The organism is Flagellimonas baculiformis (assembly GCF_033441575.1).
Taxonomy (GTDB): domain Bacteria; phylum Bacteroidota; class Bacteroidia; order Flavobacteriales; family Flavobacteriaceae; genus Flagellimonas; species Flagellimonas baculiformis.
Genome location: NZ_JAUZVW010000005.1, coordinates 165,602 through 189,300, shown reverse-complemented (window position 1 = coordinate 189,300; position 23,699 = coordinate 165,602). Strand labels below are relative to the sequence as shown.

Below are 23,699 nucleotides of genomic sequence, written 5' to 3'. Positions count from 1 at the left end.
CATGAATGTCATAGAAACAAAAGACGTAAGCAAGATATACAATCCGGATACCATTCCGGTGTATGCCCTAAATAAGGTAAACCTAAACTTTGAAAAAGGGGAATTTACCGCCATTGTTGGGCCATCGGGCTCGGGCAAGACCACATTACTAAATGTTATCGGTGGTTTGGACGATGCCAGTAACGGTTCGGTAATGATCGATGGCAGCGACATCCTGAAATTATCCGGGGGCAAACTGATCGATTTCAGGTTAAGGCACATCGGCTTTGTCTTTCAGGCCTATAACCTGATACCGGTGCTTTCGGCCAAGGAGAATATCGAGTTTATAATGCTGTTGCAAAACTGGCCTACGAAGAAACGTGAGGACCGAACAAAAGAAATGTTGGAAGCCGTTGGCCTAAAAGATAAATCGGGCTCAAAACCATCACAACTTTCAGGCGGGCAGCAACAAAGGGTCGCCGTGGCCAGGGCCCTGGCTTCCAAACCCCGGTTTGTGCTGGCCGATGAACCCACGGCAAACCTGGATTCAAAATCGGCGGAAAACTTATTGGATATTATGCTGAAATTAAATAAGGAAGAGCATATCACTTTTATTTTTTCAACCCACGACCCACGGGTGATAAAAAGAGCGAGGCGGGTGATAACGCTCGAAGACGGCAAAGTAGTGTCCGACATACAACAAAATACCGAGCAGGCATTAGCAAGGCAATGAAGTTTTACCTCTATACCCTATTATTGATAGTGTTATACAACAGCAAGGCAATGGCGCAGGCCGAAGAAAAGAAATGGGAACTGAACGGTTATGTAAAAGGGCTCCAGGCCACTTCCTTTACGGATCTGGATTCCATTACCACCAACTCCCTGCTCCATAACCGGCTCAACTTCAGGTGGTATCCGTCCGATAGTTGGAAAGTTGGCATTGAAGTAAGGAACAGGCTGTTTGTGGGGGACCAAATTACGGCCAATCCGTTGTTGACCGGGATTGAGGACGATGGGATAATCGACCTCTCGGCCAATATTGTGGAAAAAAAGGATGTTCTCTTAAACACAACCCTGGACCGTTTTTGGGCACAATGGCAGGGTACCAGTTGGCAGGTTACTTTGGGTAGGCAAAGGGTGAATTGGGGCGTGGACAGGATATTCAACCCCAACGACATTTTCAACGCCTATTCTTTTATTGATTTCGATTATGAGGAACGGCCGGGCAGCGATGCCCTGCGAGTACAGTATTTTAAGGATACGGACTATACATTGGATATGGCGGTAAAGATCACCGATGACCCGGATGAACTGATTGCCGCGGCACTGTACAAGTTCAATAAATGGAATTACGATATACAATTGCTCGGAGGGATCTATAAACGCGATATTGTGGCCGGGGCCGGATGGGCGGGAAATATCAGGAACGCGGGACTTAAGACGGAACTCTCTTATTTTAGGAATTACCAAAACTTTGCCGGGGATTCCGGAACGTTTATTTCTTCGGTCTCGGTGGACTATGCCCTTCCAAATTCGCTGTACCTGTATGGGGCGTATTTTTACAATTCATCCGGGGCGAATCAAAATGCCATTGAAAATTTGGTTTCAATAAATCTGGATGTAAAAAACCTGTCTCCTTTTACGCACAACCTTTTTGCCCAGCTATCCTATGAATTCAGTGCCATAACAAACGTAGCAATGAACATTCTGTATTCCCCCGCCGATAATGCGGTTTTTATAAACCCGTCCCTGAATATCATAATGGGCGAACAATTTGATTTGTCCATTATTTCACAGAGTTTGTTTGGAAATACAAATAATTTTGATTTATTGTTCAATACAATATATACCCGTTTAAAATGGAATTTTTAAAAAATAGAATAATACAGAAAACTTAATTTAATAAACATGGAAAACCACAAAGATCACAAGGACAAAAAAATGGACCATTCGAAGATGGATCATTCAAAGATGGACCACTCGAAAATGGAAGACCCAAAATCGGACGACCATAGTAAGATGGACCACAGTAAAATGAATCACTCCAATATGGACCATTCAAAAATGAAACACGGAAACGGAGACCATTCCGGTCATGACGGCAACGCACCAATGGGAATGGCAGGGCACGACCACCATAAAATGATGGTGAAGGATTTTAGAAAACGGTTCTGGGTATCGTTGATAATTACCATCCCGATCCTCTTCTTTTCACCCATGATCCAAGAGTTTTTTGGTTATGATTTTCTACTTCCCGGCAATCCATATTACCTATTTGCGCTCTCTACCTTTGTCTATTTTTGGGGCGCATGGCCATTTTTAAAAGGCTTTTATGGTGAAATGAAAACCAAGGGTGCCGGTATGATGACGCTCATATCCATGGCGATCAGTGTCGCTTATTTTTACAGTACCGCTACGGTTTTCGGACTGGAAGGCGAAGATTTCTTCTGGGAATTAAGTACACTTATTGTGATTATGCTCTTGGGGCACTGGTTGGAAATGAAATCGGTCTTAGGAGCTTCAAAAGCATTACAACTATTGGTAAGTATGCTACCTTCCGAAGCACATAAAGTCGTTGGGGATACCATTCAGGACGTTAAGCTGGACGACCTTATAAAAGATGATATCATCCTGATTAAACCAGGAGAAAAAATTCCAGCAGATGGTGTGATAACAGAAGGCTCAAGTTACCTTAATGAATCTATGCTTACTGGAGAGTCCAAACCGGTTAAAAAGGGACTGGATGACAAGGTCATTGGTGGTGCCATAAACGGCAATAGCACCCTAAAAGTGAAGGTAGTGCATACAGGCAAGGACAGTTACTTGAACAAGGTCATCAAGATGGTCGACGAAGCACAGCGCACGAAGTCCAAAATGCAGAACCTTTCCGATAGGGCCGCAAAATGGTTGACCTATATTGCGCTCATTATCGGTTTTGGCACCCTAGCAGTTTGGTTGATTTTGGGCTTCCCATTTGTCTTCGCATTGGAAAGAATGGTTACCGTTATGGTCATCGCCTGTCCGCACGCATTGGGTCTTGCCATTCCTTTGGTAGTGGCCATTTCTACTGCGGTATCTGCCCAAAATGGCTTGTTGATCCGTAACAGAACTGCCTTTGAAGAATCACGCAAAATATCGGCATTGCTCTTTGACAAGACAGGAACCTTGACCAAAGGCGATTTTGGGGTTACCCGAATAGAATCGGTAGATGAAAAATACTCCACGGATGAAGTCTTACGGCTTGCCAGTGCCCTGGAACAAAGCTCCGAACATCCTATTGCCGTAGGTATCATTAAAAAGGTAAAAGCCGATAAGGTGACTATTCCAAAACCTGAAAAATTCAATGCCATTACCGGAAAAGGCGTAGAGGCCAATGTAGAAGGCAAACAGGTAAAAGTAGTAAGTCCAGGCTATCTGCGTGACGAAAAGATTGCCATTCCAGATGATGCCTATAGTGATGCCGCCGAAACCGTGGTATTCGTATTGATAGAAGGAAAATTGGCAGGTTATATCGCACTCTCCGATGAGATCAGACCAGAATCGGCAGATGCTATAAAAACCTTTAAAAAGAATAATATCAAGGTATATATGGCCACTGGTGACAATGAAAAAACCGCCAAGGCTGTTAGCGATAAATTAGGTCTGGACGGTTATTATGCCGAAGTGCTGCCCCATCAAAAAGTGGAAATTGTAAAAGACTTACAGGATAAGGAGGAATTTGTAGCTATGACGGGTGATGGGGTAAATGATGCGCCTGCATTGGCACAGGCCAATGTTGGAGTTGCTGTTGGTTCTGGTTCTGATATTGCTGCCGAGACCGCAGACATTATTTTGGTCAACAGTAATCCAAAGGATATTGCCAACCTCATATTGTTCGGGAAAGCAACTTACAATAAGATGATCCAGAACCTGATATGGGCCACCGGGTATAATGTGGTTGCCATTCCTCTAGCTGCGGGCGTTTTCTATGCCTCAGGTTTTGTGCTGGGGCCAGCTATAGCAGCTGTATTTATGAGCTTGAGCACAATCATTGTAGCCATTAATGCCCAATTGTTGAAAAGAAAAATCGCTAAAAAATAATGGACAAAAAGGAAAAGCTCCACAGGATATATTTAGTATTGTTGAGTTTATTTGTGGTAATGCTCGGGTACGGTATTTTACTGCCTACCCTTCCGTATTACACGGAAAGGCTGGCTCTAAAAGACAACCTGGATACGGACCTTATCAACTTCCATATCGGAATGTTGACCAGTATTTATCCGTTGTTCCAGCTCTTGTTCGTTATCGTCTGGGGCAAGCTTTCCGATAAATACGGACGTAAACCCATAATACTATTGGGGCTTGTAGGTTTTGTCGTGATGAACTTGCTAACGGGTCTTGCCACTTCCCTGTCGATGCTCTATATGGCCCGTATCATAGGGGGCATCTTTACGTCAGCGGTCATTCCGGTCAGTAATGCCTATTTAAGTGATATTACCTCAGAAAAGCGAAGGACCAAAATAATGGCCTGGTCCGGGGTCGCTATCAGTTCCGGTGTGATATTCGGCCCTGTTCTGGGGGGATTTCTGTCGCAAACGAACCTACACTATACATACTCTTTTGGAGTGTTCCACTTAGACCGTTTTTCGGTTCCCTTTATTTTGGCCGCTCTTTTGGGCTTTGTGGTATTGCTGATAATTGTAAAATGGCTGAAGAATACAGAAGTAAAAAGTCGTATTGCTTCTGAGGCAGTCAAATTCAGTTTTTCCCTTAGTAACTATTTTATCATTTTGTTGCTCTTATCCTTTGTGATGCAGTTCGTGGTTACCCTGTTTGAGACCGTGTTTTCAATTTATGGGAAGGATGAGTTGGCCTTTACAACCAATCAGGTGGGTATTGGTTTTATGCTTTGTGGTTCCGTGATGGCCGTTTTGCAACCGGTATTCGCAACCTATGGCGAAAAAATATTGACCTCTAAACAGCAAATAACATTGGGGTTATTGATATCGGGTGTTTCGTTAATCGTCTTCCCTTTTGTGAGTGGTGTACTATACATTTATGTTACTATTATAATTTTCGCAGCCGGGGGAGCCATGGTGACACCAAACCTGCTTTCGGCAGTTTCCTTAATATCCAAGGAAAACACGGGAAGGAATATATCCATTCAAAGTTCCACGAACAGTATCGGTCAAATTTTGGGTCCGGTATTGGGGACTTGGCTGATTGCCGGAGGGTTTTATTATCCTTTCATCATTGCCGGAGTAACCGTTTTGGTTTCTATGGGATTGGTTTATTTCTTGAAGCGACCAAATGAAGGGATTGACGGGCCTTTATTGGCCGACCAGCATAAAAAACTGTAATGATGGATCATTGAACCGGTACACCAACACGAACAGGGCCTAAATAAAAAAAGGCGGATGTATGAAAATCAAAATGCCTACAATGTATTTATAAAAGAATCAAAAGATGGGTAATAAAAATATAAAGTATTCTAAACATAGCACATCATCTGGAATGCTATTTTGTTAATTAAAAAAAGTGAATTATGTCAAAAAAAGTTGCAGACCTATTGGTAGAAAACCTCGTGAATGCAGGTGTTAAAAGATTGTATGCCGTAACCGGTGATAGTTTGAACCCCATAAACGATGCGGTAAGGCGGGACGGCAGGATCAGGTGGATTCACGTTCGCCACGAAGAGGCAGGCGCCTATGCCGCCTCTATGGATGCAGAACTCGATGGTATAGGCTGTTGTATGGGCAGTAGCGGCCCAGGCCACGTACATCTGATCAACGGGCTATATGATGCCAATAGGTCCGGAAACCCCGTGATCGCGATTGCCTCCACGATTAATACCGATAAACTGGGTACGGATAATTTTCAGGAGACCAACGTGGTCAAATTATTTGACGATTGCAGTATATATTGTTTTATGGCCAATACCCCGCAGCAAGCCGCACATGCTTTTCAAACGGGTATTCAGCATGCGATCGAAAAACGTGGCGTTGCGGTGGTGGGGCTTCCAGGGGATGTGGCCGCCGCAGATGCACAGGAAATCACCACGTCACATAAAAACTACTATACAAGTGCCCGGCTCATCCCAGGGAAATTGGAAATGGAAGAATTGGCCCAGGTAATCGATTCCCATAAGAAAATCATGCTGTTCTGCGGCTATGGGTGCAAGGATGCCCAAGGGGAAGTCATGCAATTATCCGAAAAACTGCAGGCTCCCATGGGCTTCAGTTTTCGTGGAAAAATATTCTTTGACAAGTCCAGCAATCCTTTTGCCGTGGGACTCAACGGCCTATTGGGGAATAAATCCGGATTTAAGGCCATGCAGGAGGCCGATTTGTTGCTATTACTGGGTACCGATTTTCCTTACTCCGACTTTTTGCCGGAGAAAAATACAATCATCCAAATAGACGACAAACCGCAACGTATCGGGAGGCGCGCTAAAGTGGATTATGGCTATGCCGGAAAAATAAAGGACACCATAGAAGCCTTGCTGCCCATGATAGAGGAAAAAACCGATAAGGATTTTTTAAATGAAATGCGTAAACTCCACGAACAACAAGAAGAAAAATACGCCTCTTACGTAAAAGCCAAATCCAGTGAAAAAAACATACATCCTGAATTTGTGGCAGCGGTAGTTGATGAAGTGGCGGCAGACGATGCCATCTTTACCGTGGATACCGGCATGTCCGCAGTTTGGGCGGCACGCTATTTAAAAGGCCGGCGAGACCGCTACCTTACCGGCTCGTTCAACCATGGCTCCATGGCAAACGCCATGCCCATGGCCATTGGTGCCGGGCTTTCAAGACCAGACCGGCAAGTTATCGCCTTATGCGGCGATGGGGGCATAAGCATGCTTTTGGGCGATCTAATGACCATAAGCCAATATGATATACCGGTAAAAATTGTCGTTTTTAACAATCGGTCGCTGGGAATGGTTAAACTGGAAATGAATGTGGCCGGCTACCCAGATTGGCAAACCGATATGGAAAATCCTGATTTTGCCCAGGTGGCGCAGGCGATGAACATAGCATCTTGGAACGTGGAACAATGTGAAAATGTAGAACCCACATTAAAAAAAGCCTTTGCACACAAGGGACCTGCACTGATCAATATTTTTACAGATCCCGAAGCCCTGGCCATGCCGCCCAAAGTGAGTTTTGAACAGGTAAAGGGCTTTGCAACAAGCATGGGCAAGATGATGCTGAACGGCCAAAGTGCCGAGGTAATAGACACGGCAAAATCCAATCTTAAATATTTAAGGGAATTGTTTTAGATATAAAAACTGGGGAAGCTAAAAACATATTTTAAGTATCCTTGGGCCTATTGACAATAATGAACGTAAGCTGAAAAAATAATATGGAGCATAAACGGACAACCCTAAAACCTCATGATAGGCTATTTCAAAATGGCACCGACAATACTGAACATATTGAGTTGGTCCGTTCGGGAGAAGACTATTTTTTGCGGCTTGAAAAATTAATAGATAAGGCAGAAAAGGAAATCCATTTACAGACCTACATTTTTGAAAACGATGAAACAGGAAACCGTATAGCCTCCTGTTTAAAAAAAGCCGCTCAACGAAAAGTAGAGGTATATGTCTTATTGGATGCCTATGGTAGCGCTGCATTACCCAATAGTTTTGCCCAGGATTTGGTACAGCATGGTATTTTACTTCGCTTTTTTTCGCCATTATTCTCCTTGAACAATTTTTATATCGGTAGGCGGATGCACCATAAAATTGCGGTCGTCGATGAAAAAATAGCACTGATAGGCGGAATCAATATTGCCGATAAATACCGCGGAACCAAGGCTTCTAAACCTTGGTTGGACTATGCCGTTCAGTTGAATTGCCCGGCAGCTAAGAATCTACAAATATTGTGTAGCGATTATTTTTATAAAAGGGGAAGCTCAAAAAAAATACCACCCGTGTTACATTCGGCAGGTAGCGCACTCGTGGGAATTTTACAAAACGACTGGCTGCAGCGAAAAACGGAAGTCTGTGATGCCTACACGAACGCCTTCATTTATGCCAAAGAGGAAATAGTAATCGTGAGCTCGTATTTTTTACCTGGAAACAGATTGGCAAAGGCTTTGAAAAAGACGTGTAAAAGAGGAATAAAAACAACGGTGATCTTAGCGGGTATTAGCGATGTGCCGTTGGTGCGTAGGGCCACCGAACATTTGTACTCGTCTTTTCTAGACCATCATATGAGAATTTTTGAATGGAATAATTCCGTAGTACACGGTAAAGCTGCGGTGGTTGACAACAAATGGTCTACCATAGGCTCATTTAACCTGAACAGTCTTAGTTGCTATGGCAGTATTGAAATGAACGTAGAAGTTCACTCGGTCAATTTTGCCAAAATTCTTCGGGCCGACTTTGAAATGGTTATAAGCCAGTGTAACGAAATTACAAAGGGGAGTCTAAGACAAAGAGCCGGTATATTCAATAAGTTGGGTAATTGGATTTCTTACCATATGGTACGCACAGCCATGCTTTTTCTAACCTTTCTTCCGCATTTAAGGTTTTTGAAAAATTATAGGTTATAGGGTGCTGCTAATGGTCAAGTGATTAAATGTGCCAAGGTAGAATACGAGATGTTTCAGGACAATGAAAGAAAAGTTATGATAAAAAGTTTAAGGACAAAGGAAGGCATCCGCCTACTAAGGGATAATTATATCGGACGCTTGGCATTTATATCCCAAGGAAATCCTTACGTTGTTCCGATTACCTATTATTACGATGAAACCAGCAATAGTATCCTGGGATATTCTGCTGAAGGACATAAAATGAATGCTATGCGGGAAAACCGATCGGTATCATTAGAAGTAGATGAAATAAGTTCCGTAAATAATTGGCGATCTATCTTGGCACACGGTGTTTTTGAAGAATTGCAAGGAAGCGAGGCCAAATTTCTCCTGCATCGGTTTGCCCAAGGTGTCAAAAATATTATCCTCCGTAAGGAGAAAATAATTCCCCAATCCATTAGTGAATTTTCAAGTAAACTGAATTCACCTAAAACCCCTATAGTCTTTCGAATCAGAATAGTTGAAATTACAGGAAAACAAAGGAAACCATAATCTATATACGAATATGACATAAGCCATTGTTGGTTTTAGATACGAACTATGAACCCAAAGTCATTTATACTTTTTAAGGAAGCGAAAGAATGAATGGCTTATTAAAAGATTTGACGATGAAAAAATATTATTACAACGAAGAACAGGAATCTTATGATGCGATTGTTGTAGGCACTGGCATCAGCGGAGGCTGGGCCGCCAAGGAACTATGTGAGAAGGGTCTTAAGACCCTGGTTTTGGAGCGTGGAAGAATGGTGCGCCATATCACGGACTATCCCACGGCTTACAAAGATCCTTGGGATTTTCCGAACGGAGGGGAGCCGACACAGGAAGACCTTAAAAAACAACCAAAACAAAATCGAACAGGTTACACGACCAATGCGGCAAGTGCACTTTGGTTCGTGAACGACCTGGAACATCCCTACAACGAAATCAAACGTTTTGACTGGATGCGGGGCTACCACGTGGGAGGGCGCTCCATCATGTGGGGGCGACATAGTTACCGTTGGAGCGATATCGATTTTACAGCCAACCGGCGAGAGGGAATCGCAGTGGATTGGCCCGTTAGATATAAGGATATCGCCCCTTGGTACGATAAAGTAGAAACCTTCATCGGGGTATCGGGGGAAAACCTGGGGTTGAAACAATTGCCTGATGGCCAGTTTTTACCGATGATGGAACTCAATTGTGTCGAACAACGTTTTCGGGAAAAGGTAAGTGAGAATTTCGATGGCCGAGTGGTGACGGCAGGAAGGGTGGCCAATATCACTGGAACCAAAAAATTCGAAGGGCGGCAGCATTGCATGTTCCGAAACCGCTGTATACGTGGTTGCCCATTTGGGGCGTACTTTAGCAGTAATTCCTCGACCCTGCCCGCCGCCGAACGAACAGGAAACCTAACGCTAAGACCCGATTCCATAGTACATGAAGTCATGTACGACCCCGATACCAAACGGGCCACCGGCGTAAAGGTCATCGATAGGGTGACCAGGGAAGCGTATGAATTCAACGCCAAAGTAATTTTCCTATGCGCCTCGGCTATTGCCTCGACATCAATATTGATGCAATCAAAATCCGATCGCTTCCCCAACGGTATGGGTAACGATTCCGATCAGTTGGGAAGGAACATTATGGACCATCATTTGGGAGTGGGTGCACAGGGCAAGTTTGACGGACTTGAAGACAAATATTATAAGGGGAGAAAACCGAATGGGGTATATATCCCACGTTTTAGAAACCTTGGTGGTGATTCCGACCGCAAAGACTATAAGCGAGGTTTTGGCTATCAAGGTAGTGCCGGAAGGGGCAATTGGGACGATGCCGTTGCCGAACTATCTTTCGGGAAAGAGCTAAAAGAGTCCATCTTAAAACCCGGTGGATGGACCATGGGCATTGGGGGCTTCGGCGAAGTGCTTCCGTACGAAGAAAACAGGATGACCTTGGATTATGATAAATTGGACGGTTGGGGGCTACCCACGGTAACTTTCGATGCCGAATTCAAGGAGAATGAATGGGCCATGCGGAAGGATATGAAGGAATCAGCCGTCGAAATGCTCGAAAAAGCCGGGCTGCGCGATGTGCAGCCTTTTGACAATCCCGGGGCCCTGGGCCTTGGAATCCACGAAATGGGCACCGCCCGTATGGGAAGGGACAAAAGGACATCGGTACTCAACGGAAACAATCAAGTTCATGATGTTCCCAATGTATATGTAACGGATGGTGCGTTCATGACTTCCGCGGCATGTGTAAACCCGTCACTGACCTATATGGCCTTTACGGCAAGGGCGGCAGACCATGCGGCAAAAGAACTTAAAAAAGGAAACATATAATGGATAGAAGAAAAGCACTTAAGAATATGGGGCTGGCCTTGGGATATTCCGTGGCCACCCCGACATTGATAGGTATGGTCCAAAGCTGCAAAAACGATAGGTCACTGGAATGGACCCCGGTTTTCCTTACCCCGGATGAAGGAGAGGCACTGACAAAATTGGTGGATATTATCCTTCCGAAAACGGATTCCCCCTCAGCCTCGGAAGTTCAGGTACACTTGTTCATTGACAAGTTCATTGATCAAGTAATGGAAAAGGAACAACAGGATTTTGTGAAAATGTCCATGGGCCAATTCTTGGAAAAAGCCTTGAAGGATGCCGGAAAGGAAAAAGCGCGCAATCTCACTTCAGAAGATTTGGAGCCGGTACTCGCCGAAGCCCTGAAAGTGACCAAGGAAGATGAGGTGAAAAACTTCGAGGCCATAGAGCAATACCATGAAGCCATTGCCGAAGGAAAAGAGCCCTTGTTGGACGATGGTATCTCACGCTTTGCATTTGCCAACAACCTTAGAGGCCTCACTATTTGGGGTTACAAGATTTCGGAATATGTAGGCGAGGAAGTACTGGCCTATCTCCCCATTCCGGCAGAATATATTCCATGTGAGGATGCACAAAAACTTACCGGAAGTATAGCATGGTCCTTATAAACAATCGCCCTGTTTCAAAACAGCTTCAAACAATTTGAAATTACAAAAACAATAACAATGACAGATTTAACAACTAGCGCGATCGGGCGTGTCCTCAGGAACAATTATCTCGGCCACTTGGCCTATCTATGGCAAGGGAAGCCCTATGTGATTCCCATTACCTATTATTTTGACCCTACGGACAATACGATCATTAGCTATACCTCGGAAGGCCATAAAATCGATGCGATGCGAAAAAACAACTCGGTCACCGTACAGGTCGAAGAAATACAATCGATGTTCAACTGGGAATCGGCCATGGTGCACGGAACATTCGAAGAACTTGAAGGAAGCGTTGCCAAGCAAAAATTGCACCTATTTACCGAAGGTGTCAAGAGCATTATTCGTAGAAAAGAACGGAGAGAGGTCGAGTTCATCAATGAATTTTCAAGTAAGATATACTCCAGGGGCATTCCAATTGTTTACCGTATTAAAATACAGGAAGTTATCGGAAAACGAAGGGAAACGTAAAGATGAAATCAGTAATTATGATAGAACTGTAAGACAATTTAAAAAGATAAAAATGCGAAATTGATATTGGTAAGGCATGAAAAATCGATTGGGAGGCAAAAAATATATTTACCGGATGGACGGATATCGACTTTGCCCTGGAAGGCATTGAAGAATCCAAAAACAAAGGGGAAGCACTTACAGAACCGCCCAGATGAGCTCTGTTACAGGATCAACAGAAAACTATTCGGCCTTAGGCTGTTCGATAAGAGCGAAATTGCTATAAAGACACCTTACTGATAAGCAATTAATTTGCGTTTTGAACTGACTAAAATCATACTATATAGCAACTGATTTTGATATTTTTAATTTAACCTATTAAAAGTCTCGCAAGGGTAGTTGAAGCTAAATAGAAAATACATTCTAAACTTAAAAAATGAATATGATAATAAACCTTTCAAAAAGACCATATTACTTTTTTCCATATAAATTTTAATTATACTAATTATGTCTAAATATATATTATCGCTAGATCAGGGAACTACCAGTTCCAGAGCCATTTTGTTTAATCATAAAGGTCAAATCGAAGCTATTGCTCAAAAAGAGTTTGAACAAATTTTTCCCAAACCCGGTTGGGTAGAACATAATGCCATGGAAATTTGGTCCTCTCAACGCGGTGTAGTGGCAGAAGCAAAGGCAAAGTTGCACATTGAAAACTCGGATATTGCTGCAATCGGGATAACCAATCAGCGAGAAACGACAATTGTTTGGGATCGGGCAAGCGGTAAACCTATCTACAATGCCATTGTATGGCAAGACCGAAGAACTTCAAAAACTTGTGACCAACTTAAGGAAGCTGGTTACACCGATAAGGTGAAATCAAAGACGGGCTTGGTCATAGACGCCTATTTTTCGGGAACCAAGATTAAATGGATACTGGATAACGTAGAAGGTGCCAGAAAAAAAGCGGAGGCTGGAGAACTGGCATTTGGAACGGTTGATTCATGGCTCATCTGGAACCTGACGAAGGGCAAATTACATATTACAGATGTCACCAACGCAAGTAGGACGATGCTTTACAACATTCACGATCTTGATTGGGACAATGAGTTGTTGACACTACTGGACATTCCGAAAAGTATGTTGCCTGAAGTAAGATCCTGTAGCGAGGTTTATGGGGTAAGTAGTTGGGGAATCCCTATTGCTGGTATTGCTGGAGATCAACAAGCCGGTCTTTTCGGTCAAATGGCACTAGAATTGGGAATGGTAAAGAGCACCTATGGTACAGGATGCTTTATCGTTGCAAATACAGGAAGTACTCCCGTTTCCTCAAAAAACAATTTGCTTACGACTATAGCCTGGCAGATAAACGGTGAAACGACCTATGCCTTGGAAGGTAGCATTTTTATTGGAGGAGCTGTAGTACAATGGCTTCGAGATGGGTTAGATCTTGTTAGGGAATCTCGTGAAATAGAAAAACTGGCCAATTCTGTAGAGGATAATGGCGGTATTTTTCTGGTACCGGCGTTTGCCGGATTAGGGGCGCCTCATTGGGATCAATACGCTAGAGGAATTATTGTAGGGATTACACGTGGCACTAGCAAGGGACATATAGCCAGGGCAGCACTTGAAGCCATATGCTATCAGACCAAAGATGTAATGAACGCTATGCAAGGTGATTCTAAAATAGCCATAAAGGAATTGCGTGTTGACGGAGGCGCTTCCGTAAACAACACGTTAATGCAATTTCAATCGGACATCCTTAATATTGATGTAGTGAGGCCCAAAGTATATGAGACTACAGCACTTGGAGCAGCTTACTTAGCAGGTTTAGCTGTAAAATTCTGGAAATTAGAAGACTTAAAAAATCAATGGCAAGAAGATCAAAAATTTAAACCAAAAATGGAATCTGAAGATAGGGAAGAGTTATACTCCCGTTGGAGTAAAGCAGTCGAACGATCAAAAGACTGGTTATAATTAGAACAAAAAAATAGCATAAAGATGGACAGAAAATTTATGGTAAAGAAACTCGAGCAACATATCGATGAGGTATGGGATATTGTAGTAATCGGAGGTGGTGCAACAGGGCTGGGAGCAGCCTTGGATGCAGCTAGTAGGGGGTATAAAACGTTGCTGCTGGAACAAGCGGATTTTGCAAAGGGTACATCAAGCAGAAGTACCAAACTTGTACATGGTGGGGTTAGGTATCTGGCACAGGGAGATATCTCTCTTGTACTTGAAGCTTTACATGAGCGGGGTCTGCTTAAGCAAAATGCTCCGCATTTGGTAAACGATCAGGAATTTATTATTCCGAATTATGAATGGTGGGGCGGCCCATTTTACACCGTCGGGTTAAAAGTCTATGATATGATGGCCGGAAAACTAGGATTGGGGCCTTCTGTTCATATTACCAAAGAAGAAACACTAAAAGCAATACCGAATCTCAAGAAAAAAGGACTACATGGCGGTGTCATATACCATGATGGTCAATTCGATGATTCTAGACTGGCCATCAATCTAGCACAGACCATCGTGAATAATAATGGTATTGTTCTCAATTATATGAAAGTTACCCAACTATTGAAAAATAACATTCAATTGGTTAATGGTGTTATGGCCATTGATCAGGAGACTGGTAAAGAATACAAAATAAATGCAAAAGCCGTTATCAATGCCACGGGCGTTTTTGCGGACGACATTCTAAAAATGGATGATGCAAATGCCCGTAAAACCATAGTTCCAAGCCAGGGTGTCCACATTGTCCTTGAGAAAGAGTTCTTGTTGGGTGACTCGGCCATCATGATTCCTAAAACAGATGATGGTCGCGTGTTATTTGCCGTACCCTGGCACGATAAAGTAGTTGTAGGTACCACTGATACCTTAATTTCAAAACCTGCTCTAGAACCTAGGGCCCTTAAGGATGAAATTGAATTTATACTAAATACAGCTAGTAAATACCTGACCAGGGCACCTTCTAGAAAAGATGTGTTATGCATTTTTGCCGGATTGCGACCGCTTGCAGCTCCAGAAGACGAAGGGAAAAGCACCAAGGAGATATCGCGTAGCCATAAAATCTCAATATCCCTATCTGGTCTGGTTACCATTACAGGGGGTAAATGGACTACCTATCGCCGTATGGGAGAGGATACAATTGACAAGGCATCCATGGTGGCTGGTCTTGACGAGCGACCTAGTGTGACCAAGAATATGCCTATTCATGGTTCTGTGCAACACTTGGAAGAAGATGATGATTTAAGGTTCTATGGAACAGATCGACTTCGGATACTTAAACTTGTGAATAGCAATCCGTCGTTGGGTGAAAAGTTGCACCCTAAATTGAACTTCATAAAGGCCGAAGTGGTTTGGGCCGTAAGAGAGGAAATGGCCAGAAACATAGAAGATGTTTTGGCGAGACGTGTAAGAGCGCTATTCCTTGATGCCCGGGCAAGTATTGAAATGGCACCAGAAGTTGCTAGGTTGATAGCTGCCGAGCTGGATTGGGACGATGCTAAGGTTTCTCGAGAAATAGAGGCCTATAAAGAGTTGGCCAAAGGGTATATTTTGGATTGACACAATGATTTTATCTTAATTTATAATTAAAATTTATGTCTGAATTTACAGCGGAATTTTTCGGAACCTTTCTATTGTTATTGCTCGGCCTTGGAACTAACGCTAATGTTGCACTTAACACTACGTTTGGTCAAAATAGCGGTTGGATCGTAATTAGCTTTGGGTGGGGGCTTAGTGTTTTTGCCGCCGTTGCGGTAGCCGGTCCGTATAGCGGCGCCCATATCAACCCGGCAGTAACAATCGGTCTTGCATCCGCCAGCCTATTTGCCTGGAGTGAAGTACCCTCTTTTTTACTGGCGCAAGTACTTGGCGGTGCCACTGGTACTACATTGGTGTGGTTGGTATTTAAAGATCATTTTGCATCTACAAAAGATCAAGGCACCAAATTGGGCGTATTTTCTACCGGTCCTGCCATTAAAAATTATCCGATCAACTTTTTAAGTGAAATGACAGGGACATTTGTACTCATGTTCGTGATTCTCTATTTCACTGAGCCTCAGTTCAATGCTGATTTCATGTCAGGCAATGTTGTTGGCTTAGGATCAGTAGGCGCTTTACCAGTAGCCTTATTGGTTACTGTAATAGGGCTAAGCTTAGGCGGCACTACTGGCTATGCGATTAATCCTGTACGGGATTTGATACCAAGAATTGTACATGCCGTCCTACCCATTCCGGGAAAAGGTGGAAGCAACTGGAAATATAGCTGGATACCCGTTTTGGGGCCCATTACAGGTGCGATAATTGCCAGTTTAATTTATTTGTATTTAAAATAATAGATGCTGCTATAGAGAAGAATCTTAATTCCTTTTAAAGATGATGTTATTGCTTAACGAGCTTCTGTATTTTATTAAAACGTCGCTTTGCGACAACCCGAAAATTCAATTTTAACCTTTTTTAACTTCACAAGAATTATGAATACTATAAATAAAATCCTTGTTCCATTTGATTTATCCCCGGCATCGGAACGTGCTTTACAATATGCGCTTCATTTTATAACCCAAAATGACACCCCTGAAATCATAACCTTATATGCTTCCAGTACATCGGATGATGACGTATTGAAAGAAGTACTACAAGAAAAGATTTCAGATATAAAGAAACCATTTCCTTATGCATCAAAATTCAATATCGAATTAGTAATACGAAGAGAATTATTGGTCGATAGTATGTTGAAAGAACAAAAAGAGAACGACATAGATCTCATTATTATGGGAACTAAAGGTAGTGCTGAGGATGAAGAAAGTACCTTCACCAATACTTCACGACTTGTTTTAGAAGCGGATTGTCCTGTCTTGGTAGTCCCGGAAAAAGTCGGAGAGTTTCAAGTTGGTAAGATTGCTTTGGTATTAGGTAAAGATGAAATTGATGACCCTACTGCTTTAGGGACATTATTGGAAATCGCAAGAAGGTTTGACACTCAAGTTCATGTATTGACGATTTGTAATGAAGACGGTACTTACGGGTATTCGGTAACCGACGAGAAAAACGAAAATACAATCAGCTATTACTTGGAGAAGTTTTATTCCCATCACATGTTTATGGAAAACACAGATGTGACCGACGGTATTTTTGATTATGTAAATAAAAAGGAGATAGATATGATAGCGATACTGCCTTCTAACCATTCCAAAAAGAATCGGCCCTCTGAAGGCAGACTCACCAAGTTCCTGACATTGCGTTCGCAAATACCTTTACTGACTTTGGATTGATAGGTGCTTCACCTAGGATTACGCTACCGTTAAAATTTAAAATACAACTATGTAAATCAATAAGAGATCTTTTATACTATTGATTTTTTTTCATGATAATGCTCATGTTTATGCTGACCTCGCATTTTTAACTTTATAAAAACTTTTAAAAATTACACCTATGGAAATACTATCGAAAGCACCAAAAAATAATGACCTTGATAAATATGGGTTAAAAGATGTTACTACATTTTGGAACCTTTCCCCGGAGACATTGCAAAAACTCACTGTAGAACAGGGAATGGGAAAAGAAACTGCAAACGGCACACTAGCTGTCAATACCGGTAAATTTACGGGCAGATCCCCGAAAGATCGCTTTTTAGTTGATGACGATTATACAAAAGATAAAGTCTGGTGGGGGCGTACGAATAAACCAATTACTCCAGATAATTTTAGTAAACTATACCATGAAGTGACCAATTATCTATCTGGAAAGTCAATATACATTCATGATGGGTATGTATGTGCCGATCCAAAATACCGAATGAATGTAAGAACCATTACAGAATACCCCTGGTCCAACTTTTTCGTTCACAATATGTTTCTTCGATTGGCGGAAAATGAAATTGCAGATTTTGAAGAAGAATGGTTGGTACTTTGCGCCCCTGGATATGAAGCTCAAGATCCCGCAGCTTTTGGGCTTCGTCAAGGGAATTTCTCCATACTTGATTTCACGCGCAAAATAGCTTTGGTGGGAGGATCTGCGTATACTGGTGAAATGAAAAAAGGTGTTTTTTCAGCATTAAACCTTATTTTACCAATAGAGAAGAATGTACTCCCAATGCATTGTTCCGCAAATGTAGGTGAAGATGGAGAAACGGCTATTTTCTTTGGATTATCCGGTACCGGAAAAACAACACTATCTGCCGATCCTAAACGTAGGTTGATCGGTGATGATGAACATGGCTGGACAGCTGAGAATACAATATTCAATTTTGAAGGAGGATGCTATGCAAAGGTGATCGACCTTACCGAAGAAAAAGAACCTGATATTTTCCGTGCGATACGTCCGGGTGCTATTCTCGAGAATGTTGTATTCAAAGAAGGAAGCAAAGAAGTGGATTATAAAAATAGTAGTATTACTCAAAATACACGAGTGAGCTATCCTATTGATCATATCGACAATATTGCGGTCCCTTCTTATGCAAAAAACCCTAAAAACATATTCTTTCTAACCGCTGATGCTTTTGGCGTTTTACCTCCAATATCAAAATTAACACCGGCACAGGCGGCCTATCATTTTATATCGGGGTATACCGCAAAAGTCGCGGGTACGGAAGCAGGGATTGTAGAGCCTGTTCCATCGTTCTCCGCTTGTTTTGGGGAGCCTTTTATGCCATTACACCCCACGGTATATGCAGAGATGCTGAGCAAAAAAATGACCGAAGCCAACGTAAATGTTTGGTTGGTCAATACCGGTTGGTCCGGTGGGCCTTACGGCGTTGGATCCCGCATAAAACTTAAATATACACGAGCTATGATATCAGCGGCAATGGAAGGTGAGCTTAATGATATTGATTATGAGCAACATCCAATTTTTGGGTTGCATATGCCAAAATATGTCCCTGGTGTTCCCTCTGAAATGTTGGACCCTATGAATACTTGGTTGCAGAAAGGGGCCTATGTTAGCAAATCCATTCAGTTAGCACATTCTTTTCATTTAAATTTTGACAAGTTTATCAATCAAGCTTCCAATGAAATTTTACACGGAGGGCCGCTGATCGACGCGCATCAGATTTTAGATCATATTTAATCGGAACGAATTCCTCGAGGCTCTGCCTCGGGGTTTCCGTTAAAATTATCGTTCCCATCAAAGCAGGAATCAAAATAACAGAATTTTGATTTCTTTTAATTAAAATGAAACCGGCAAATACCTCTATGGCCGTGCCTCGAGAATAGTCGGTTTCAAAAATAACTTTTATTCGAAAAACGTTGAATAGCTGTAATCCATTTATAGGACCAGTCAATTTAAAAAATAAGAGATATGGCCGCAAATAAATTGGTTTTTAGGAAAACAATTATCGCAGGAACCGGGCTTTTCTTATGCTTATTTTTAATTGTACACCTCTCTGCAAATTGGATTCTATTACTGCCTGAGGAAACAGCACGCGAACTGTACAATTCGTACGCTACCACATTGCGGGAGAACCTTTTCATTAAGTCGATATCCTATATTCTGTATGCTTTTATCGTATTGCATGTAATCTATGCTTTGCTCATCACAATACATAATAGAAAAGCCAAACCACAGAAATATGTGGTCAATCATTTTTTGCAAAATAGTACGTGGACCTCTCAAAATATGGGACTTATCGGGACGATGATCTTACTTTTTATCGTAGTCCATCTTGCTAATTTTTGGGCACGTGTAAAACTAGGAATGGGTGAAATTATAGAACTGGATGCTACAGGTAATTTAGATGTATATAAAGTAACCTTTTCGCTGTTTCACAATATTTACTATGTAATTTTTTATACTGTTTTAATGATTCCACTAGGACTTCATCTAAATCACGGACTTAAAAGTGCATTCAAAACACTCGGGTTTTATCATAAAAAAGGATTGCGGATTTCGGCGAAAGTTTCCCTCATATATGCAGTTATAATCTCCATCGGATTTGGGGTTATTCCATTTTTTGTATATCTCAAATAACTCATTAAGATGAAATTAGATTCAAAAATCCCGGAAGGAAGACTCGAAGACAAGTGGCGTAATTACCAGATAAAAGCGCAATTGATCAACCCTGCCAATAAAAAGAAACTAAATGTTATCGTTGTAGGGTCAGGGCTTTCTGGAGCTGGAGCTGCCGCTACACTTGCCGAACTAGGCTATGACGTGCAATGTTTTTGTTATCAAGATTCTGCCCGTAGAGCGCATTCCGTTGCTGCCCAAGGAGGTATCAATGCCGCAAAAAATTACCAACATGATGGCGATAGCGTTTGGAGGATGTTTTATGATACATTGAAAGGAGGTGATTTCAGGTCACGAGAAGCCAATACCTATAGATTGGCCGAGCTTTCTGCACCCCTTATTGATCATTTTGTGCAACAAGGCGTTCCTTTTGCCAGGGAATATGGTGGTGTATTGGTAAATCGAAGTTTTGGGGGCGTACAAGTACAACGAACCTTTTATGCCAGAGGGCAAACAGGGCAACAATTATTACTTGCCGCATATTCGCAGCTGTATAAAATGATACGTGCCAAGAAAGTAAAAATGTTTCCACGCAGTGAAATGATCGATTTAGTGGTTATCGACGGAAAAGCAAAAGGGATCATTGTTCGTGATCTAGTTACAGGTGAACTGAAACGCTATGTTGCAGATGCAATTGTATTGGCAACTGGTGGCTATTCTCGTGTTTTTAGATTATCTACACTTGCCATTGGATGTAACGGTAGTGCGATTTGGAAAGCCCATAAAAGAGGAGCCTTTTTTGCAGCGCCTAGTTTTACGCAAATTCACCCGACTGCATTACCTCAAACCAGTGAGGCACAATCCAAACTTACCTTAATGTCAGAATCCCTTAGAAATGACGGGCGTATTTGGGTGCCTAAAAAAAAGGAAGACATCAGGAAAGCAAATGATATACCGGAAAAAGAACGGGATTATTACTTAGAACGCCGCTATCCGAGTTTTGGGAATTTAGCACCTCGTGACATTGCATCAAGAGCTGCAAAAGAACGCATCGATGCCGGATACGGTGTGGGAAGATTAAAAAATGCCGTCTACTTAGATTTCAGGCACGCAATCGATAAATTAGGTATTCAAACTATAAAAGATCGTTATGAAAATCTCTTCGGCATGTATAAAAAAATCACGGGGATTGATGCGTATAAAGAACCCATGCAAATTTCACCTGCCGCGCATTTCTCCATGGGCGGGTTGTGGGTAGATTATGAATTAATGACTACCATCCCTGGACTATATGCAGTGGGAGAATGTAATTTTTCCGATCATGGTGCCAATCGTCTGGGAGCAAATTCATTATTGCAGGCCAGTATCGATGGTTATTTTATATTACCGAATACGATCAATAATTATCTGGCAGGTGCTTTAGAAGAAGATATTCCGACCACCGACCATATCGAATTTGAAAAGGCCGAAAAGGAAGTACGGGTTATCATAGACCGAGTTTTGAATATCAATGGCACCAAAACTGTAGACCATTTCCATAGAGAATTAGGGAAAGTCATGTGGCAAGAATGTGCAATGAGCCGTAATAAAAAGGGGTTGGAAAAAGCGATACTCCAAATAAAAACGTTAAAGGATGAATTCTGGAGTGATGTAAAAGTTACGGGAAGCGGTAATGAACTTAATACCGAACTAGAAAAAGCCCTGCGACTGGCCGATTTTATGGAGATGGGAATTTTAATGTGTACAGATGCACTAGAACGTGAAGAGTCGTGTGGAGCACATTTTAGGGAAGAATTTCAAACCGAAGACGGTGAAGCTGTACGTGTAGATGAAAACTATTCCTATGTGTCTGCCTGGGAGTACGATGAAGGTGATTTTAAATTACACAAAGAAGAACTGGAATTTGAATTTGTACAACCTTCGGTAAGAAGTTATAAATGACATATAATGAAAGTTACATTTAAAATTTGGAGACAAGAGAACCGGAATACCAAAGGAGCAATAAAAGAATACAAGGTAGATGGGTTAACAGAAGATATGTCCTTTTTAGAAGCATTGGATCACTTAAACGAATTACTCGTTCTTAAAAACGAAAAAGTTATCGCATACGAGTATGACTGTAGGGAAGGTATCTGCGGGCAATGTGGTGTTTTTATAAATGGTCGTGCTCACGGTCCACATGATAATATCACAACATGCCAACTGCACATGCGCAGTTTTAAAGATGGGGATACTATTGTTGTAGAACCATGGAGGGCTGCTTCTTTTCCGGTACTAAAAGATTTGATCGTAGATCGTTCTGCATTTGACCGAATCATGGAACAAGGGGGATATATAACCGCAAAAACAGGGACCGCACCAGAGGCCAATGCCATTCTTATTCCTAAAGAGGTATCCGACAGTGCTATGGATGTCGCGGCCTGTATTGGATGCGGTGCTTGTGCAGCTACCTGTAAGAACGCGTCCGCGGCCTTATTTGCATCGGCTAAAATCAACCATCTTAACAACTTGCCGCAAGGACATCCTGAAGCGCACAAACGAGTACAGGAAATGACCTATCAAATGGAACTGGAAGGATTTGGCAGTTGTTCCTTTACAGGTGCTTGTGAGGTAGAATGTCCAGAGGGGATTTCAATAACCAACATAGCAGAAATGTACGCTAAATATACCAAAGCAAAATTATTTGGCTAAATTGAGTCAACAACTTCGAGCAAACCCACGAAGTAAGCTTCCAAAAAAATATTTTGTTTTCGCAGGCGAACCTCGGGTAATCAAACCCTCTACGAGGGGTTTAAAAAAGGTCTATGGCTACTTGTATACTTGCAAACTTTTGATCGGTATTCCACAAAGCCGTTGCAGACACGGGGAGATAAATATCCTGGTAAACTTTTACATCCCTGCTATAAATAATCCCAAAATTATTTAGGACTTTATCTCCATAAAAGTGGGCGTCATTAACGAAGGAAAATGCTGCTGCAATGGACACTCCAAAAGAAGAATGTTTCTTTTTAAAAATATTATAACTAAGTTCTACATAATTGGTAAATGCATTTTCTAATTCTCCGCCATCTGCAACATAGGTGTCTCTACCTAAGAGAATAGTACTCCAGGAAGTTTTTAAAGGAATCTTTTGAAATGTATATGCTAATGTCAAATCTACAAAGTGGGATGTAGTGGATCTATCATAATCAAAAACTTCTGCATCCGGAAAGTCACTATAATTATTAATATCCCATAACGCTATTGAAAACCCATGAGTAGCATAGCTAATATAATAGTCAACCTCGGTATAGTCTCCATTGAATCCTGCACCGCCCCAAAACCCCGTATCGAATTTACCGTTCTTTGAAGTATAATGTAAAAGAGCTCCGGTCATAGGAGCGTCGGTAACCCTAAGCCCTCTCCACAAGTGCATGTTTTTTACCTGTAAATTAAAATCAATAGGTTTATAGGAAACTGCTTCTGTAGGGTTTTCAGTCTCATCTTGTGCATTTAAGGCACTAAAAGAGAGCCAAAATAACAGGACGATCTGTATATACTTAGAATTTTTGACTTTTTTCATGCTCGTGTTTTTAATTCTTTTTCATTAACATATCCAAAATAAAAAACCAAGTTTTTATATGTACCCGTATTCAATTGATTATGAGATCAATAATTTTTTTTGAATGTGCTGAATTTCTTTTCAGAAAAACCAAAGGACTAAAAATATGCTTCAAACACGTTGAATACTATG

At 41.9% G+C, this 23,699-nt stretch carries 19 protein-coding genes; 18 read left to right on the top strand and 1 reads right to left on the bottom strand.

What is annotated here, in order from left to right:
* Position 1: 1 nt before the first annotated feature.
* From SD450_RS09485 to SD450_RS09400, 18 genes are all read left to right on the top strand, one after another.
* Positions 2-712, top strand: coding sequence for an ABC transporter ATP-binding protein (locus tag SD450_RS09485; RefSeq protein WP_119648640.1), 711 nt, complete (start codon positions 2-4; stop codon positions 710-712).
* Entirely contained in the window at positions 709-1,851 is a 1,143-nt protein-coding gene (locus SD450_RS09480) for a hypothetical protein (protein ID WP_119648641.1), read from the top strand. The genes SD450_RS09485 and SD450_RS09480 overlap by 4 nt, the downstream gene beginning before the upstream one ends.
* Before the next feature lie 36 nt (positions 1,852-1,887).
* Entirely contained in the window at positions 1,888-4,059 is a 2,172-nt protein-coding gene (locus SD450_RS09475) for a copper-translocating P-type ATPase (RefSeq protein ID WP_318344302.1), read from the top strand.
* A complete protein-coding gene (locus SD450_RS09470) occupies positions 4,059-5,318 on the top strand; it encodes an MFS transporter (RefSeq protein ID WP_166248882.1) in 1,260 nt (419 codons plus the stop codon). Before SD450_RS09475 ends, SD450_RS09470 begins: the two co-directional genes overlap by 1 nt.
* A 185-nt stretch (positions 5,319-5,503) precedes the next feature.
* Positions 5,504-7,243 carry a thiamine pyrophosphate-dependent enzyme gene (locus SD450_RS09465; RefSeq protein WP_119648644.1) on the top strand — a complete coding sequence of 580 codons (1,740 nt, stop codon included), beginning with the start codon at positions 5,504-5,506 and terminating at the stop codon, positions 7,241-7,243.
* 83 nt (positions 7,244-7,326) lie between these two features.
* Positions 7,327-8,520 carry a phospholipase D-like domain-containing protein gene (locus tag SD450_RS09460; protein WP_119648645.1) on the top strand — a complete coding sequence of 398 codons (1,194 nt, stop codon included), beginning with the start codon at positions 7,327-7,329 and terminating at the stop codon, positions 8,518-8,520.
* A 48-nt stretch (positions 8,521-8,568) separates the two neighbouring features.
* Positions 8,569-9,051, top strand: coding sequence for a pyridoxamine 5'-phosphate oxidase family protein (locus tag SD450_RS09455; RefSeq protein WP_318344301.1), 483 nt, complete (start codon positions 8,569-8,571; stop codon positions 9,049-9,051).
* Between the two features lie 116 nt (positions 9,052-9,167).
* Positions 9,168-10,880 (top strand): GMC family oxidoreductase, encoded by a 1,713-nt coding sequence (locus tag SD450_RS09450; RefSeq protein ID WP_318344300.1) that lies wholly within the window; start codon positions 9,168-9,170, stop codon positions 10,878-10,880.
* Positions 10,880-11,527 carry a gluconate 2-dehydrogenase subunit 3 family protein gene (locus SD450_RS09445; protein WP_163636401.1) on the top strand — a complete coding sequence of 216 codons (648 nt, stop codon included), beginning with the start codon at positions 10,880-10,882 and terminating at the stop codon, positions 11,525-11,527. Before SD450_RS09450 ends, SD450_RS09445 begins: the two co-directional genes overlap by 1 nt.
* A 57-nt stretch (positions 11,528-11,584) precedes the next feature.
* Positions 11,585-12,037 (top strand): pyridoxamine 5'-phosphate oxidase family protein, encoded by a 453-nt coding sequence (locus SD450_RS09440; RefSeq protein WP_163636400.1) that lies wholly within the window; start codon positions 11,585-11,587, stop codon positions 12,035-12,037.
* Positions 12,038-12,523: 486 nt separating this feature from the next.
* A complete protein-coding gene (gene glpK / locus SD450_RS09435) occupies positions 12,524-13,993 on the top strand; it encodes a glycerol kinase GlpK (RefSeq protein WP_119648648.1) in 1,470 nt (489 codons plus the stop codon).
* Positions 13,994-14,017: 24 nt separating this feature from the next.
* Positions 14,018-15,586 carry a glycerol-3-phosphate dehydrogenase/oxidase gene (locus SD450_RS09430; RefSeq protein ID WP_119648649.1) on the top strand — a complete coding sequence of 523 codons (1,569 nt, stop codon included), beginning with the start codon at positions 14,018-14,020 and terminating at the stop codon, positions 15,584-15,586.
* Between the two features lie 35 nt (positions 15,587-15,621).
* Entirely contained in the window at positions 15,622-16,359 is a 738-nt protein-coding gene (locus SD450_RS09425; RefSeq protein WP_119648650.1) for an MIP/aquaporin family protein, read from the top strand.
* A 138-nt stretch (positions 16,360-16,497) separates the two neighbouring features.
* A complete protein-coding gene (locus tag SD450_RS09420; RefSeq protein WP_119648651.1) occupies positions 16,498-17,295 on the top strand; it encodes a universal stress protein in 798 nt (265 codons plus the stop codon).
* Between the two features lie 160 nt (positions 17,296-17,455).
* Positions 17,456-19,087, top strand: a complete 1,632-nt coding sequence (pckA, locus tag SD450_RS09415) for a phosphoenolpyruvate carboxykinase (ATP) (protein ID WP_119648652.1) — start codon at positions 17,456-17,458, stop codon at positions 19,085-19,087.
* Between the two features lie 231 nt (positions 19,088-19,318).
* Complete coding sequence (locus SD450_RS09410; RefSeq protein WP_119648653.1) at positions 19,319-19,987, top strand: succinate dehydrogenase cytochrome b subunit; 669 nt, start codon at positions 19,319-19,321, stop codon at positions 19,985-19,987.
* 9 nt (positions 19,988-19,996) lie between these two features.
* The gene (locus SD450_RS09405; protein WP_119648654.1) at positions 19,997-21,907 is read left to right on the top strand and encodes a fumarate reductase/succinate dehydrogenase flavoprotein subunit; all 1,911 of its coding nucleotides are present in this window, start codon (positions 19,997-19,999) and stop codon (positions 21,905-21,907) included.
* Between the two features lie 6 nt (positions 21,908-21,913).
* Positions 21,914-22,657: a succinate dehydrogenase/fumarate reductase iron-sulfur subunit gene (locus SD450_RS09400; protein WP_119648655.1), complete on the top strand. Its 744-nt coding sequence runs from the start codon at positions 21,914-21,916 to the stop codon at positions 22,655-22,657.
* A gap of 100 nt (positions 22,658-22,757) precedes the next feature.
* Here SD450_RS09400 and SD450_RS09395 read toward each other — a convergent pair whose 3' ends face one another.
* Complete coding sequence (locus SD450_RS09395) at positions 22,758-23,528, bottom strand: hypothetical protein (RefSeq protein WP_119648656.1); 771 nt, start codon at positions 23,526-23,528, stop codon at positions 22,758-22,760.
* Positions 23,529-23,699 lie beyond the last annotated feature (171 nt).

Bases quoted from the DNA above. Each gene is read 5' to 3' on its own strand.
- SD450_RS09485 (WP_119648640.1), top strand. From the start codon at position 2: ATGAATGTCATAGAAACAAAAGACGTAAGCAAGATATACAATCCGGAT.
- SD450_RS09480 (WP_119648641.1), top strand. From the start codon at position 709: ATGAAGTTTTACCTCTATACCCTATTATTGATAGTGTTATACAACAGC.
- SD450_RS09475 (WP_318344302.1), top strand. From the start codon at position 1,888: ATGGAAAACCACAAAGATCACAAGGACAAAAAAATGGACCATTCGAAG.
- SD450_RS09470 (WP_166248882.1), top strand. From the start codon at position 4,059: ATGGACAAAAAGGAAAAGCTCCACAGGATATATTTAGTATTGTTGAGT.
- SD450_RS09465 (WP_119648644.1), top strand. From the start codon at position 5,504: ATGTCAAAAAAAGTTGCAGACCTATTGGTAGAAAACCTCGTGAATGCA.
- SD450_RS09460 (WP_119648645.1), top strand. From the start codon at position 7,327: ATGGAGCATAAACGGACAACCCTAAAACCTCATGATAGGCTATTTCAA.
- SD450_RS09455 (WP_318344301.1), top strand. From the start codon at position 8,569: ATGTTTCAGGACAATGAAAGAAAAGTTATGATAAAAAGTTTAAGGACA.
- SD450_RS09450 (WP_318344300.1), top strand. From the start codon at position 9,168: ATGAAAAAATATTATTACAACGAAGAACAGGAATCTTATGATGCGATT.
- SD450_RS09445 (WP_163636401.1), top strand. From the start codon at position 10,880: ATGGATAGAAGAAAAGCACTTAAGAATATGGGGCTGGCCTTGGGATAT.
- SD450_RS09440 (WP_163636400.1), top strand. From the start codon at position 11,585: ATGACAGATTTAACAACTAGCGCGATCGGGCGTGTCCTCAGGAACAAT.
- glpK (WP_119648648.1), top strand. From the start codon at position 12,524: ATGTCTAAATATATATTATCGCTAGATCAGGGAACTACCAGTTCCAGA.
- SD450_RS09430 (WP_119648649.1), top strand. From the start codon at position 14,018: ATGGACAGAAAATTTATGGTAAAGAAACTCGAGCAACATATCGATGAG.
- SD450_RS09425 (WP_119648650.1), top strand. From the start codon at position 15,622: ATGTCTGAATTTACAGCGGAATTTTTCGGAACCTTTCTATTGTTATTG.
- SD450_RS09420 (WP_119648651.1), top strand. From the start codon at position 16,498: ATGAATACTATAAATAAAATCCTTGTTCCATTTGATTTATCCCCGGCA.
- pckA (WP_119648652.1), top strand. From the start codon at position 17,456: ATGGAAATACTATCGAAAGCACCAAAAAATAATGACCTTGATAAATAT.
- SD450_RS09410 (WP_119648653.1), top strand. From the start codon at position 19,319: ATGGCCGCAAATAAATTGGTTTTTAGGAAAACAATTATCGCAGGAACC.
- SD450_RS09405 (WP_119648654.1), top strand. From the start codon at position 19,997: ATGAAATTAGATTCAAAAATCCCGGAAGGAAGACTCGAAGACAAGTGG.
- SD450_RS09400 (WP_119648655.1), top strand. From the start codon at position 21,914: ATGAAAGTTACATTTAAAATTTGGAGACAAGAGAACCGGAATACCAAA.
- SD450_RS09395 (WP_119648656.1), bottom strand. From the start codon at position 23,528: ATGAAAAAAGTCAAAAATTCTAAGTATATACAGATCGTCCTGTTATTT.